Source organism: Flavobacterium sp. UBA7680 (assembly GCF_002482975.1).
Lineage (GTDB): Bacteria > Bacteroidota > Bacteroidia > Flavobacteriales > Flavobacteriaceae > Flavobacterium.
Window position 1 is genome coordinate 39,042 of record NZ_DLHA01000020.1, and the last position, 15,204, is coordinate 54,245.

The 15,204-nt window shown below is 31.7% G+C and carries 12 protein-coding genes and 1 tRNA gene; 4 read left to right on the plus strand and 9 right to left on the minus strand.

Annotation, left to right across the window (positions count from 1 at the left end):
* Positions 1–3 precede the first annotated feature (3 nt).
* The 4 genes from B3C18_RS08130 to B3C18_RS08145 form a co-directional block, all read right to left on the minus strand.
* On the minus strand, positions 4–2,073 hold the full coding sequence (locus B3C18_RS08130) for a CotH kinase family protein (protein ID WP_291145147.1): 2,070 nt from the start codon (positions 2,071–2,073) through the stop codon (positions 4–6).
* 142 nt (positions 2,074–2,215) lie between these two features.
* Positions 2,216–2,716: a tetratricopeptide repeat protein gene (locus B3C18_RS08135; RefSeq protein WP_291145150.1), complete on the minus strand. Its 501-nt coding sequence runs from the start codon at positions 2,714–2,716 to the stop codon at positions 2,216–2,218.
* A gap of 155 nt (positions 2,717–2,871) precedes the next feature.
* A complete protein-coding gene (locus B3C18_RS08140) occupies positions 2,872–3,645 on the minus strand; it encodes a hypothetical protein (protein ID WP_291145153.1) in 774 nt (257 codons plus the stop codon).
* Between the two features lie 178 nt (positions 3,646–3,823).
* The gene (locus tag B3C18_RS08145; protein ID WP_291145156.1) at positions 3,824–5,362 is read right to left on the minus strand and encodes a C1 family peptidase; all 1,539 of its coding nucleotides are present in this window, start codon (positions 5,360–5,362) and stop codon (positions 3,824–3,826) included.
* Positions 5,363–5,780: 418 nt separating this feature from the next.
* Here B3C18_RS08145 and B3C18_RS08150 point away from each other — a divergent pair, with 418 nt between their 5' ends.
* Genes B3C18_RS08150 through B3C18_RS08160 form a run of 3 tightly spaced genes read left to right on the plus strand, consistent with a single transcriptional unit; the run spans position 5,781 to position 11,559 of the window.
* Positions 5,781–7,616, plus strand: coding sequence for a tetratricopeptide repeat-containing sensor histidine kinase (locus B3C18_RS08150; protein WP_291145180.1), 1,836 nt, complete (start codon positions 5,781–5,783; stop codon positions 7,614–7,616).
* Positions 7,617–7,627: 11 nt separating this feature from the next.
* Positions 7,628–8,389 carry a LytR/AlgR family response regulator transcription factor gene (locus B3C18_RS08155; RefSeq protein ID WP_056201482.1) on the plus strand — a complete coding sequence of 254 codons (762 nt, stop codon included), beginning with the start codon at positions 7,628–7,630 and terminating at the stop codon, positions 8,387–8,389.
* A gap of 32 nt (positions 8,390–8,421) precedes the next feature.
* Positions 8,422–11,559 (plus strand): DUF7619 domain-containing protein, encoded by a 3,138-nt coding sequence (locus B3C18_RS08160; RefSeq protein ID WP_291145162.1) that lies wholly within the window; start codon positions 8,422–8,424, stop codon positions 11,557–11,559.
* Positions 11,560–11,627: 68 nt separating this feature from the next.
* Here B3C18_RS08160 and B3C18_RS08165 read toward each other — a convergent pair whose 3' ends face one another.
* Complete coding sequence (locus B3C18_RS08165) at positions 11,628–11,837, minus strand: hypothetical protein (protein ID WP_291145165.1); 210 nt, start codon at positions 11,835–11,837, stop codon at positions 11,628–11,630.
* A 126-nt stretch (positions 11,838–11,963) separates the two neighbouring features.
* A complete protein-coding gene (locus B3C18_RS08170) occupies positions 11,964–12,662 on the minus strand; it encodes a hypothetical protein (RefSeq protein WP_291145166.1) in 699 nt (232 codons plus the stop codon).
* Between the two features lie 206 nt (positions 12,663–12,868).
* Between B3C18_RS08170 and B3C18_RS08175 the strand changes: the two genes are divergently transcribed.
* On the plus strand, positions 12,869–13,195 hold the full coding sequence (locus B3C18_RS08175) for a winged helix-turn-helix transcriptional regulator (RefSeq protein ID WP_053474281.1): 327 nt from the start codon (positions 12,869–12,871) through the stop codon (positions 13,193–13,195).
* A gap of 15 nt (positions 13,196–13,210) precedes the next feature.
* Here B3C18_RS08175 and B3C18_RS08180 read toward each other — a convergent pair whose 3' ends face one another.
* From B3C18_RS08180 to B3C18_RS08190, 3 genes are all read right to left on the minus strand, one after another.
* Positions 13,211–13,699: a hypothetical protein gene (locus B3C18_RS08180; RefSeq protein WP_291145171.1), complete on the minus strand. Its 489-nt coding sequence runs from the start codon at positions 13,697–13,699 to the stop codon at positions 13,211–13,213.
* Between the two features lie 58 nt (positions 13,700–13,757).
* On the minus strand, positions 13,758–14,942 hold the full coding sequence (locus B3C18_RS08185) for a DUF6438 domain-containing protein (protein ID WP_291145173.1): 1,185 nt from the start codon (positions 14,940–14,942) through the stop codon (positions 13,758–13,760).
* A gap of 119 nt (positions 14,943–15,061) precedes the next feature.
* Positions 15,062–15,144, minus strand: a tRNA-Leu gene (locus B3C18_RS08190).
* Positions 15,145–15,204 lie beyond the last annotated feature (60 nt).

Here is a 15,204-nt window from a genome sequence, read left to right on the forward strand (position 1 = left end):
CTGTTATTGTTTGATTACCTTTTTGGTGCTGTATCCATTTTCATTGGAAATCGAAATATAGTAAATTCCTTTTGGATACAAACTCCAATCTGATTTTATTGTATTAGAATCTTGTTTAGATTCATACAACAAACGTCCCAGCACATCATACACTTTGTAATTTAAAATTGGTTTGCTCGCCTGAATGGTTAATGTGTTTTTTACCGGATTTGGATATAAAACCGCATTTTTCAATTCAACACTTTCAGGAATAGATAAATTATTATCTGATGTTGCAATCCAGCTCGAAGCCAGCGCATTGTCAAGTTCTGTGCTTGAAAGTTGTAAATAACTTCCGTTTCCATCTGCATTTGGCCACGGAGATACATTTGTATATTCAACAGAATCGATTGTGTTTCCAAAACCATCTGCTAAAATTATTTTTTGTGAGGTATTGGATAAGTTGCGTGAGAATTGCCCAAAAGAGGTTACTCCGTATTTAGATTCAAAAGTGGTTTTATTGCTTGTAATATAAATACCCTGATTTGCCGCTAATGTTGAATTGGCAGGAAATTGATACGAAAGCCCCAATTCGCTTAAATAAATACCAGTTAAATTAACGGTGGTGTTTCCTGTATTTTTAATTTCTATAAATTCCAGATCATTGCTGGTTGGAAAAGTGGCCGAAACTCCGGGATTGTAATTTATTTTTGTGATAACAAGCGAAGGTGTTTCAATATTACTGCAGGTGCTAAAACTTCCTAATTGGCCTGTTATCCATGAAATTCTATTGGATAAAAATGATTTTAGATTGCTAATTTCAAGTGCATCGTTTGGAATTGTTCCCCATTTTTGATTTTCTCTTGCTTTTGCTTCGCTGATATAATTTACAGTTTCGTCTATAAACTGGGTAAGGCTGTTGTAGTTTAAAGGCTTTCCTTGCAGTGTAAGTTCATTCCATCTTTTAGTGAAATAGCATTTAAAAGTAGTGTCATTAAATAAATCCTGCCAAAATCTGGCACCTTCATTATCTCCGTTTGAAAATTGCCAAACATCGTATTTACTTCTGTCAAATCCCCAGCTAAATAAGTCATTTCCGTATGTTAGGTTAAAATCCCAAATAGGGCCGGCACGCAGTTTTCCTTGTTTGTCTTTATGAAAATAAGTGCTGTATTGATAACTGTCGACATTTGAAGCTAATTCGGCCAAAATCATATAATCAACAAAAGAGGGAACATCAATAATCGATGAATATCCTGTTGCTAAATCAATATTATGTGCGGTGGTTGTAATTTCCAGATTTTTAAACTGGTTTTTAATATAATCATTTTGCTCAATAGTAACGTTCTCCGGTTTTGGCAATTCATGAATAAAATCGACAGAAGAACCAGTATACGAAGACATTGTCCAGGCAACAGGATCTCCGCCTGTTGTTTTATCGGCTTTTGTAATATAACCTCCGCTCACATTTGGAAGTGTATTATCAGTATCAGCCATTTTAATGACATTTACTCTGTTAACGTTCGATTTTACTTTTTCCTGTAAAATATACAATCCTTTGTATTCATTGTTAATGACAACTTCGCAATAAACGGTTCTGGTGGCATAATCGCCAATTTGTCGGGATAAATTATACGAAATATAATCGCGAATACAAGAAGGGTCAAAAGCTAATGAATTTAAAATCCAGTCATTTTCAACCGGCATTCCCAGTAAACTTACATTGTTATTGCTGGTATTATTGGCTTTTAAAGTTGTAAATCCGTACGGTTTTTTAGGAAGAGACTGTGAAGACGATCCTCTCAGCTCGATGCCAATTCTTCCGTTATAATTTAAATAGGCGGCAGTATTGCTGTCGGTTAAATAATTTCTAGTTCCGTCTGGTCTTTTAATAATTTTCATCGATGCCAAAACTTTTGGATCATCCGGAATTTCTATTGGCTGATTTGTATTGGGATCAATATCAGTATTGATAATGACAATGGGTAAATTACTGTCTGTAAAGGTTTGTGATTTTACATTGGCTGTAAAAAGAAAAACTAATATAAAAAAGGTATAAGTTGTGTAAGTTTTTGAAAAGTAGTGTTTTATCATGGTTAGGTTAGTTTTGTAACAAATGTAACAACTAACCAGATTATTAAAAAATGGGCACTATTTTTTTATGAATTAGATATAAAAAGTAATCTGCAAAGCCATTCTTTTGCAGATTACTTTTTGTTAACACAAATTTGATTTATTATTTACAAAAAGTGCTTTTGTTTTTTATAGCACTTTGGCTTCCTAATTCGATTGCTTTTAGGAAATCTTTGCAGGAATTTGCCTTGTCTCCAATTTTATTGTAAGCTAAACCTCGTAAATTGTAAGCAACATAATCTCTTGGGTTTAATCCAAGAGAAGATGTACAGTCTTGGATAGCTTCGTGGAATTTTGAAAGTTTGAAGTTTACGTTTGCACGGCCCGTAAAAGCATCGGCATTCATATCGTCAAGTTCAATTGTTTTGCTAAAGTCGGCCATTGCGCCTTGTAAATCATTCAATTGGTATTTTGCAACGCCACGATTTTGATACGCTTCAACAAATTTAGAATTTTTGCGAATGGCTTTTGTGTAATCAACAATTGCGCTTTTGTAATTTCCAGTTGCAGCTTTGTTAAAAGCTTTATTAAAATAAATTTCTGCGGTTTGTGACCACGACGAAAAGCTTATCATAATAAATGATAATAATAGTAGGTTTTTCATAAAACTAATTTGGGATTAGCAGGTTAATTATTCTTCAAACGAATTTAGCAAAGTTTTGTTTTTGTGAAAGAATTCTTTTGTAAAATAATTACTAATTATGAATTATGAATTATGAATTGTGAGTTGTGAATTGTGAGTTGTATTTTGGATAATACTTATTTTTTCTCTGTTCCTATTAAATACAGTACAACTCCAGGACCAGATTTTATACGGTTAATCTGCCAGTTGTAAGATTTTGTATTATGTAGGTCTTTTATAAGATCGTTCATTTCTTCGACAGAATAGGTTCTTAGAGAGGAAACAATGCCATCCCATAAAACGAAAAGAGGAATTATAGGAATGAAGTACGTAAAAATAATTCGGCCAATTTTAAAAGGCCTTATAAATAGCGTAGTCAATAAAACACTTATGGGAGAAAAAATCATGGCTGCGATACTGGCAAAGCTTCTTTCCTGAACTTCAAAAATTGCAATTGGAGATTTAGAATCTATTGCATTTTGCAAAATCTGTTTGGCATCGTTTGGTTTAAAATGATGTAAGGAAAGGAATTGAGTTCTCAGTCCGTTTAATTCTGCAGGAACATTTCGTGCATCGACAGAATGACTTATATATTCAAAATTATCAGCTTGTTTTTTAGTGTATTCAAAAGCTGGAATATTTGGGTAATAATCGGTTAGAATGATTTTTAAATTTGGGATTTCTTTTTTTAATTCACCATTTAACCAAATGAGTCCGCCGCCACCGCCAGAAGCAAGGTCAATAATTGTTGTTGTATTGTTGGCTTTTAAAATATTTACAAGTAGAGGAACAACAGGTTTGTACATTCCGGTTTTGTTCGACAGGAATTGCAAAAAGTCGGTTATGTAGTTTCTTAAAAAAACAGGAAACCATTTTTGATCTTCAAATTCAAATAAATGTATTCTTGCCATACGTTTATCTTTTAGTGAATAATTTTGGAGAAATTTAGTCTGTAATTTATGATGAATTTACAAAAAAGTTTGAAAATGATATATTTAAAATTTCCGATTTAGAATTTGAACACAATTACGCTTAAAATAAAAAAGCACAAAGAAATCTTTGTGCCTTTTATAATTATAGTTTAAGATATTATTCATACCATTGAAGCCAAGGTGTTTTTGTATCAAAATTATCGATACCCATTAGCTTACCGTTTTTATACATTCTAATATCAGTAATAGCACCCATAGTACCTACGTTATGTATATAAAAAGTTTTTAATCTACTTATTCCTGATGGCATTTTTAAACCAGGAGTACTCAAAATGAATTGACCATTTTTAAGATGGAATCTTATAGTCCTGTCTCTTTCAAAAGAATTATTGGTAGCCCTATAATCATTTACATAGGGATCTGCTGAATAACGATAAATTTCACCTAAAGTGTTTGTAAATACAGCAGGTTTGTTAAGACCTTCCATTGGAACAATGCAACTCATATATTTACTTGGACCTCCAAGTCCTCCATTCCATAATCGTAATTCAATTCCTTTTTCGGTATTTAAAGGATAAGAATTGTTTTTACTTGATTCTATTCTTACTCTTACCTCAAAAGTTAAATCCCCTTCTAAATCAATTCCTTCATTATTAGAAGGTAAGAAATAACTTAGATCTAATACTGGGTTGTTATATAGCTCATAATTAGGCTTTATTAAATCATTATTCCAGTTAAATTCACCATTGTTAATAAAAGGAATTGATTGACCATTTGCAAATTTAAATTTTATATTATCTGCAGAATTACTTATGTCCTTGATTAGGATAATATTAGGTTCGATAGTGCTTTTGTATGTCAATGGATTATCTTTTTGTAATACATACACATCACCATGCATAGCTTCATCTATTTTGCTGTAAGTAGCCCAGATATATCCATTTTCGCCCCAGTCTGATCCCCAAGAATTAAGAAGTCTAAAGGCTTGTTTTTCATCATCGTAACCAGTTAAAACAACGGCATGGTTTCCATAAAATGCAGAGTTATTTTTGTCCCATAATCGAATAGAACGGGAAGTAAAATCTCTATCGACCTCCATTCCAATTAAGACTGGATTTCCATTTGCTATTTGTCTTTTCATATCTTCTATTGTGCCTCTAAAGCCATCTGGTGTTCTTATTACAGCATAATCAAATATTCTGTTTTTTGGTGCATTATTTTGTTGAGATGTATTAGGAAGAACGCCGCAGCTTACGAATCCCATATCTGTATAACTAGGTGTTCCTTCTGTTTTTACAGCGTCTAAGGCTTCCCAAAAATAAACACCGTTACCACAATTGTTCATGTCAACTTTATACTTTTCGTATATGTAATCTCCACTAGGATAAACACTAAAGTCGGGGCTTCCGTTGGCTAATCTTTTTGACTCACTTTTTAATAAAGTAATAGCATGGGCGATTGAATAAGGAACACAGGAACCCTTTGAGCCTTGGTTAAGAGCAGCGGGCAGTTCTGGCAGCTCATAACGCGCAGGAATAGCTTCTTTTCTGGTAAGCGAAGATGTTTTTAAAGTTCTAAGCTGTGCCAGCTGCTCAGGAGTAGACGGAATATACCCTGTTGCTCTTTCTTCTTCAATTAAAGTACTGTCATTTTTTGCATTTAACGGAAGTTCATCTTTTTGGCAAGAATGAATCAACAATAAGGCGCAAAATACTCCTGCTAATTTTAAAAATTTTGTTTTCATAAAAAGGTATTAATTAATTTGATTAGCAGCTAATATAATAATTACCTTATATTTTAATTGTTAAAATGTAATATTTAACTTATAAAAAGATATAAATTATAATATAAGATATATCTTAAAGAATGATGTGCTTTTTGAAATTTTGATACTGATGTATATTTTGAAATAGATGAAAAAAAGCAAATAATAAGTGAAACCTGAGAAATAATAATTCATGTTCTGTTACTAAAAAACATATCATACATTTGTCTAACAACAAGCAAAATAAAAAATAGTGAATCAAAAATTACGTCTAATAATTTTCTTTTTCTTCATTCTTACAGGGCAGGTGTCGAACGCTCAAAATGCTAAGATTGATAGTTTGAAAAGAGTGCTTATTTATACTAAAATTGATACTTCAAAAGTCAATGAGTATAATAAAATAGCCGATTTGTATAAAGAAATCAATCCTGATTCAACCTTGTTTTATGCTCAAAAAGCTGCAAGTTTAAGTTTGAAATCTGATTTTACTTTTGGACTTGCTACAGCTTATGTCAACAAAGGAAATGCCTCAATCATTTTAGGAAATTACCCAAATGCTTTAAAATATTTTCAAACTGCTCAATTAGAATTTAGAAAGCTTTTAAAAGAAGATTCCAGTAAAAAAGTAAAAAGCGGTCTGGCGCGTGCTTATGCGAGTTCTGGCGTGGTTTACTCGGAACAGAGCAATCAAATTTTGGCATTAAAAAATTACGAAGAAGCACTGCAGTTATATCAGGAAATTGACGAACAAGCCAATGTTTCTAAAGCACTTAATAATATCGGGATTATTTATAAATCGCAGTTAAATTATCCAAAAGCACTAGAATACTTAAAGAAAGCTTCTAAAATTCAAACTGAAACTGGAGAAAAAAATGCAGCCGTTACACTAACCAATATTGGTGCGATTTATTTTGAAACGGGTCAAAATAAAAATGCGATTCAGTATTATAACAAAGCTAAAAGGCTTTTTGAGAATACAGACAATACAAGAGGATATGCACTTTTGTGTAATTATTTAGGCGATTATTACAGGAAAGAAAACGATTTAAAATTGGCCAATGACTATTATACGAAGTCATTGAATTTATATGAAGAATTACAGAATAAATTCGGGGCTTCACTTTCTTTATACAATATCGCAGGTTTACTTCAAGATCAAAAGAAATATAAAGAAGCAATGCCTTTTGCAGAGAAATCTCTTGCTTATGCAAAAGAAATAGGTGTTCTGGATCAAACCTATCATTCTGAAAAATTGTTAAGCGAATTGTACGAAGCTTTAAATGATCCAAAAGCGGCATTAGAACATTATAAAAATTATGTACAAGCGCGAGACAGTATTATTAATGAAACTACCAGTCAAAAATTTGCATTGGCAGAAGTTAATTACGAATACAGAAAAAAGGAAGCTTTATTGTCTGAAAAGAATAAAAGACAGATTCAATTTGTTATTTTCTCCATTTTAGGTGCTTTACTTTTAATTGCTTTGATATTGGTGATTTATAATAGGATGCAGGTTAAACGTCAGCTGACTTTGAAAAAAGAAGTGGCAGAGTACGAACAAAAAGCACTGCATTTACAAATGAATCCGCATTTTGTATTTAATTGTTTGAGTTCGATTTCGAGTTTTATTGTTCAGAATGGAACTGATTCGGCATTGAAATATTTGTCTAAATTCTCCAAATTAATGCGCCTTACACTCGAATATTCAAAAGGTTCATTAATCCCGATTGATAAAGAAATTGAAAGCCTTCAGAATTATCTGGAATTAGAAAAACTCCGCTTTCATGACAAATTTGAGTTTGAAATAAGATCAAGCGAAAGAGTCGAATTTAATATGGGATTACCGCCTTTGTTGATTCAGCCATTTGTAGAAAATGCGATTCTTCACGGAATTGTTCCTAAAGATGGAACCGGAAAAATTGAAGTTGATTTTGATGTTGAAAAAGAACAGTTGATCTGCACGATTAAGGATGATGGAATTGGTTTATCTGAATCGAAACATTTAAAAGAAAACTCGGTTACAGCCCATAAGTCAATGGCTTTGGGGATTACAAAAAAGCGTTTGGAAATCATGGAATCCATAACCTCCAAATCGGCTCAAATAGAAATTACCGAATTACAATCAGAAAATAAAAAAACAGGAACAAAAGTCGTTCTGCGTCTGCCTGTTCAATACATACCTTAATTTTTTAATAAATGATAACAGCAGTATTAATAGAGGACGACAAACATTTGAGAACGGGTTTAAAAGCGCTTTTAGAACGTTATACAAATGATATTTTAATTATTGGCGAAGCCGAAAGTGTAAAAACCGGAATTGCCGTTATTGAAAAATTAAGGCCTCAGGTTATTTTTCTGGATATTCATTTAACCGACGGAACTGGTTTTGATATTCTCGAAAGATTAAATAAAGTAAACGGAAAACTAAATGCTCACGTCGTATTTATCACTGCGCATGAACAATACGCTGTAAAAGCATTTAAATTTAGTGCTCTTGATTTTATCTTAAAACCTGTTGATCCGGAAGAATTGCAAGATACAATGGCAAAAATTAAAGAAGCTGTTGGAAAAAACAATTCATTCGAAAACATTGATTTACTGCTGGAAAACATCCGAAAAAAAGTGGACAATTTTAAACGTATAGCACTTTCTACCAGCGATGGAATTCATTTGTTTGAAGTTTCGGATATCATTCGTTGTGAAGCAAAAATTAATTACACGCAGTTTTTTATTAAAAATCACAAACCCATATTAATTTCTAAAACGCTTAAAGAATACGAAGAATTACTTTCAGAACATGGTTTTGAGCGCATTCATCAATCGCATTTAATCAACCTGTCTTATCTGAAATCTTATATCAAAACAGATGGCGGTTATGTGATTATGGCTGATAATTCGAATATTCCGATTGCACAGAGCAAGAAAGAAAAACTACAGGAATTAATAAATGCTCTTTAACGATTTCCCCAAAAACCAAAATATCACTAATTATGAGAAAAAAATTACTCCTATTTTTACTGTTCTTCACAGTAATACTAAAAGCACAGATTTTAAATTTTACCGATCCAACATTTAAAAACATGCTTGTAAATGGCGGTGCGGCAAATTTTACAGCTTATTCTGGCGGCGTTGCTGTTACAAGAATCGATACTAATTTTGATAATCAGATTCAGGTTTCAGAAGCGGCTTTAATCGATAAACTTTGGATAGAAGGAACCAATGCTTATGCTGTGACTAATATTCAAGGAATTGAAGGATTCACGAATGTGACAGAATTAGGTTTTAACGGTATCAGCACAACTTCGATTAATTTAAGCGGTATGCCAAACCTAAAAACGATTTATATAAAAAGTCCAACCTTGGCTTCTGCAACGGTTTCAGGAATGAACGGATTAACAGGAGTTACTTTTATGGAAAATCCGTTGATGACTTCGTTGACTATTTCAAATTGCTTGAGTCTTACTAATATCGTGGCGCAGCAAAATCCGGTTTTTTCTGCATTAAATTTCAGCGGTCTTTCAGCTTTGAACCAATTGTATTTAGAAGATAATGTTTTAACTGAACTTGATTTAACAGGCTGCCCAAATTTAGAATATTTTAATGCCGTAAATAATAAACTAACAACATTAAATGTTTCGGGATTAACAAAATTGACTACTTTTTTAATAACAGATAATCCAACTTTAGAAGATATAAATGCTTCGGGATGTACGCTGCTTAATTTTCCGCAGTCTACTTTTCCTTCTAATCAGCTATTGAAAACAGCTGATTTTTCGGATTGCTCCAGTTTACAAAATCTTCTAATTCAGGATAATCTGCTGACTACTTTAAATTTATCTGGCTGCAGTTCGTTACAGGGATTAAATGTGTTTAACAATACATTGACAAATTTAAATCTCACAGGATGCTCGGCACTTTTGACTATTGAGTGTTCTAAAAATCAATTAACGGCTTTAGATTTGAGTTCGTCTCCAAATCTTACTCAACTTAGAGCAAACACAAATTCTATTTCGAATTTGAATTTGACAGGTACTGTGAATTTAAAAAATGTTTTTTTGGTTTCTAATCAAATTCCTTCGGTTGATCTTTCGGGAAATACAAATTTGGAAATTTTAGAATTGGATATTAATCCAACAGCAAATCTAAATCTTTCAGGATGCACGAAGTTGAATATTTTAAGCATTCAGAATGTTCCGTTAGTAACCGCCGACTTTTCAAATTGTAATGCTCTTAAAGTTATTAGTAATACCAGTGAAGCATTGAATTCAATAAATGTTCAGGGATGTAGTGCGCTTGAAACACTTGTACTTTTGGGGACAAATGTTCAAAAAGCACCCTTGACTTCGTTGAATCTATCTGGATTGACTAATTTAAAACTTTTAAACTGCAGTTATAATAACATCAATTCAGTTGATTTAACAAATTGCAGTGCATTGATAAATGTATTTTATTCTGATATGCCTTTAGCGACAGCTGATTTTTCTGATTCGCCAAATATTACGGTTTTAAATATTACTAAAACAGGATTACAAAATATTGATGTTTCGAATTTTTCAGCATTTCAATCTTTAACAGCAAACGATAACCCGAATCTAAAAATGGTATTTGCAAAAAACGGACGTGATGAAGATTTCTATTTTAATAGCGGAAATTCAAATTTAATTTTTGTTTGTCAGGATGATGCAAATGTAGCTGATACAAAAAGTTATTTGGTTGGTATTGGTTTACCGGCAGTTGTGGTAAACTCGTATTGCAGTTTTATTCCAGGCGGAAACTACAATACCATAACCGGAACAATTGCTTTTAATGTTGACAATAACGGCTGTGATGCTGCCGATTCTAAACAAGCTAACGTAAAAGTGAATTTAAATGATGGTTCTTCTCTAAGTTCGACTTTTACAGATTTGAGCGGGAAATATACTTTCTTTACCGATGCCGGAAATTTTAATATAACAACAGCGGTTGAAAATCCTGCTTTCTTTTCTGTTTCGCCAACAACACCAGTTGTTTCATTTGCAGATAACAACAATAACACCGCGCAGCAAAATTTCTGTGTAAGCGCATTAGGAACAAACAGCGATGCAGAAATCGTTATTGCGCCTATATATCCTGCAAAACCCGGATTTATGGCTTGGTATGAGATTTTGATACGAAATAAAGGAAATCAAACTCTAAATGGTACAGCTAATTTTACCTACAATCAAAATATATTGCATTATGGAATAGCAACGCTGGCACCAAACGTTCAAACTCCGGGTAATATTGGATGGAATTACGCTAACTTGCTTCCGTTTGAAAGCAGAAGAATTTATCTGGGATTAAATGTGAATACTCCGGTACAGGTTCCGCCGGCAAATTTGGGAGATATTTTAAACTTTACTGCTTCAATAAATCCAATTGCGGGAGACAGTAATCCGGCAGATAATCAATTTGTTTTTAATCAGGAAATAGTGGGTTCATTTGATCCAAATGATATTACTTGTTTAGAAGGTGAGAGCGTTTCTCCTTCAACAATTGGGAATTATTTACATTATGGGATTAATTTTGAAAATACAGGTACCGCTGAAGCCGAAAATGTGGTTGTAAAGGTTGTTATCGATGAAAGTAAATATGATATTAATTCGCTTCAGTTATTAGATGCTTCGCATGCAGTACATGTTATCATCAAAGGAAATACAGCCGAATTTATTTTTGCAAAAATTAAATTGAGTACCTCGAAAGCGCCGCCAGTTGGAGGTCATGGAAATATTTTATTTAAGATAAAAACACTGCCTTCACTTCAGTCTGGAGATGAGGTTGGACAAGATGCCAGTATTTATTTTGATTATAATGAAGCAGTTGATACAAATACGGCCGAAACCATTTTTAAATCATTAGGAAATAAAGATTTTGAAAAAGACAGCACTATAAATATATATCCAAATCCAACAAAAGGAGAGGTGTTTATTGATTGTGATAATACAATAAAAAGAATTGAATTGTTTGATGTGCAAGGAAGAATACTTCAGTCTGTAATTGAGAATAAAAACAGTTCGAAAATTAATCTATCGAATAAATCAAACGGATTGTATTTTATTAGAATAACGTCTGAAAAAGGAATCTCTGTAGAAAAAATAATTAAGGAATAAATTTAGGTTACAATTTTATTCTGATTTAAGAGCCTTTCAAAGTTTGATTACTTTGAGAGGCTTTTTTATTAAATTTTGAATTTTTCAATTCGTTTAGAATATAAATTAAAACCAAAAATTATTGCCCCCATAACGAATGGAACAAAGTGAGAAATTTGCCAAAAAAGATCAGTTCCAGTTTTCAATCCTTCATTTGATACTTCAAATATGCCTAATCCTATAAAGAATAAACATATAACGAATAAAACAAATTGGATTTTATAGTTTATCTTAATCATAGATCTTTATTTTCATAAGAAAAATCAACTAATTTAGCTTGAAATGCTTTAATAAAAAAATATCTTGTGAAAAGTAAAAGAAATCTTGAAATAAATAAACTTCGGTTTATAGAGGTTTATTAGGCTCTAGCGGTTTAAATTCAAAAGCACTAATTGATTCTGTATGGTTATTAATTCCTGCATTGAATTTTTTAAATCAGTCGGCATTGAATCAATTTCCTTTTGTTTGGTATGAAATTCATTTTCATCCTTATAATGCGTAATACTCACTAAAAGATTTTTATCTTGAAAAACAGGCAATCTTGGAAAATCATTTTCAGTCATTTCGCTTACCCAAAGCGTTACATCTTCTATTTTTAAATTTTTAAGAAAAGGAATATAAGCAGTATCAAATAAGTTAATAACCTTTTCAAGTGTATTATTACAAATATAAAAGTCTACAACACTAAATGTTTTATCCGTTTTTAGTAATTCGCTATTAATTTCTTTTTTTAACGGTCGTAACAAATAAACATTATCAGAGTTTATCATCATCTCGTTCGCGCCTTTGCCATATTCTTTCCAAGTTGTGCTATTGATATAAAAATCATTTAGAAAATCTAATCTGGTTTTCATATCAGTAAAACCACGAAACCAAACAAATCGGTCGTTTATATTATTAATTTTGAATTCTCCCAGCGTGTAGCCGCCTAATTCATTCATTGGAGCAACAAATTTCGAATGAAAATAATCGCGGAACTTATCCGTTAAATTTGGTTTTAATAAATAATTCCGGATTTCTAATACTCTTATGTTTTCTGAATCTTGTTGGGCTAAATTACTCATAGTGTTTTATTTATATGTATTAGTATCAGTTCGTGAGAAATTATAATGAATAACATAAATGATGCTGACTTTTTATATTCATTTTGTTTTAAACGCCTTAACAAATAAAGTAATTTAATATCTTTATCGCAAGTACGTACATTTTAGTTCTTTAGGATCTAAAAGTATACTATTGTTGATTATTAGTGTTTTATAAATAAATTATAATGGAGAAAAAAAATATAAAAGTATATTGCCCGGTTGATTATGCTTTTCAAAGAATAGGAGGGAAATACAAAGGAAGAATTTTGTGGTATTTAAAAGATGGTTTGATGAGATATGGTGAATTAAAAAAAGCTGTTGAAGGCATAACACCAAAAATGCTTACTCAAACACTCAAAGAGTTAGAAGCTGATGAGCTGATTTCAAGAAAGGTTTATCCCGAAGTTCCGCCTCGTGTTGAATATACTCTTATTGAAAATGGACAAGAATTAATTCCTTTTATCAATCAGATGAGGATTTGGGGAGAAAAGCAAATGGGTTTGAATAAATGATTCAATTGTTTTGATTTATTTTTCTTCAATTCGTATTTTGTCAATGCTTAATCTTACTCTAAATTTTTCTACCATTGTTAAATATTCGTGTCTGGAAAAATTGAATTCATCTAATTTATCAAACCATTCTACAGTTGAACCTGTTTTTTCAGCATCCCATTCTTTTGTTTTGTCAAGCCCAATTTGTTTCCATTGAATTAAGTCTCCACAATTTCTAATTTCGGCAACAATTAAAGTACATGAAAAGTCATTGTCATCAGGACACATTAAAATTGGACAAATAGACGTTTCATTTTTGTTTGGCAGAATTCTTTTCCAAGCAACTTCTTTTTCATCTTCTCTTTCCATCCAATGCACTAGAGTGGGAATTAGTCCTTTGTACAAATTATTAGGATAAAGCTCATCAAGTTTTTCATCTAGCCAATAACCGTCAATTTGATAGTTGAGAAAGTCCCAATAATCTTCGTAATCGCTTTGATCTTGTATTGCTCTTATTGTATTCATCTATTTGTTACTCGATAAATTTTAAGTTATGTATAAATTTGTATTGATGAAACTTTTATCAATCATACTTGTCTTTCTGTCTAAATTTCTCAGACAGGTTATTTACAGTCAAAAAATTGTATCCTATATCAATAATTTTGTCTCTGCATTTAAAATATCTCCCGTCAGTATTGATTATTTCTTTTTTGTTCTGATCATCGTTCCAAAATTCAATTTGGTATCTGCTTTCAAATTTATAAGCTGTTTCTTTGCCTTTTAATATTTCAGTTAAAAGATAAAAACTCTCAGATTTTGTAAGGACACAAATTTGATTTCCTTTTGTAAAGCCAATACTCCATATTGATAATAAAGGTTTTTCGACCTTTAAAGGAATCAGCTTTATTTGTTGATACAAATATCTAACAGGCACATAAGCCCAAATTAACGCTGATGGAGATTCTCTTCCATAATCACTAATAGATTTTACTATTTTATTATTTTTAATAAATGAAATAGTGACAGTTTCGTCATCAGTATGATTTGCAGAATAATTGTCTTCGAGATTTTTTATATCAGCTTTTTTAAAATTAGTTTGAATTTTTTGATATTCGTTTTTGGTAATCTTGGATTTAAAAATTCCATTTTTAGTATTATATTCCTGACCATAATAAATAACATTGCCATTATTATCAATGCTTATGTTTAATACGGGACAAGAACCATAACAACCGGAAGAAGAAACTATAATTTTATCATAGTTTTCATTTGGGTCTATTTTATATTTTGTTCTTGCATATTTTGCAAATATACTGTCACTAATTTCTGTTGTTAATGTGTCTCCAATAATTGAAGTTATTTTTTGATTTTCCCAAGTCTTGGTTGCTAAATCTAAAATTTTTAAACTATCGTTTTCGATTTTGTATTTAGTTTCAGTCCCTAAGAAAAAAGTCTTTCTATTTTCCCTTTCAACTGCCTCGATTCTTTTAAAATAACCGGATTTGTTTTCACATAAGTTATTTTCTGAAAAAATATATCCAGGTATGTGTCTGCCAAAAGGTGGAGGTGGTGGGAGTTTAATATCATCGTTTTTTTGGGGTCTTCTTTGATCTTCTGTTTTGATGTAAGTCCATTCGCCAATTATATCTTTACTTAATTGTGCGTCATTATTTTTTTGACAAGAGTATAAAATGAAAATAGTTAAAATGGATAGTGAAATTTTTTGCTTCATAAATTTATTTCTACGACTAATTATTATTGTCTTCAAGATTACAGTTTTGTAAATATAAATGATTTTTAAAGCAATATCTGGATAATTATATGAATTGGTTATTTGAAAAAATAAAAAAAGGGGAAACCTTTTAAATAAAGATTTCCGCTTTTCAGTGACCATGGAGGGATTTGAACCCTCACGCCCTTGCGAGCACCACCCCCTCAAGATGGCGAGTCTACCGTTTCTCCACATGGCCTAAATGCAAAAAAGGTCAAGTAAATTAATACTCGACCTTTTTGTGACCCGACTGGGGCTC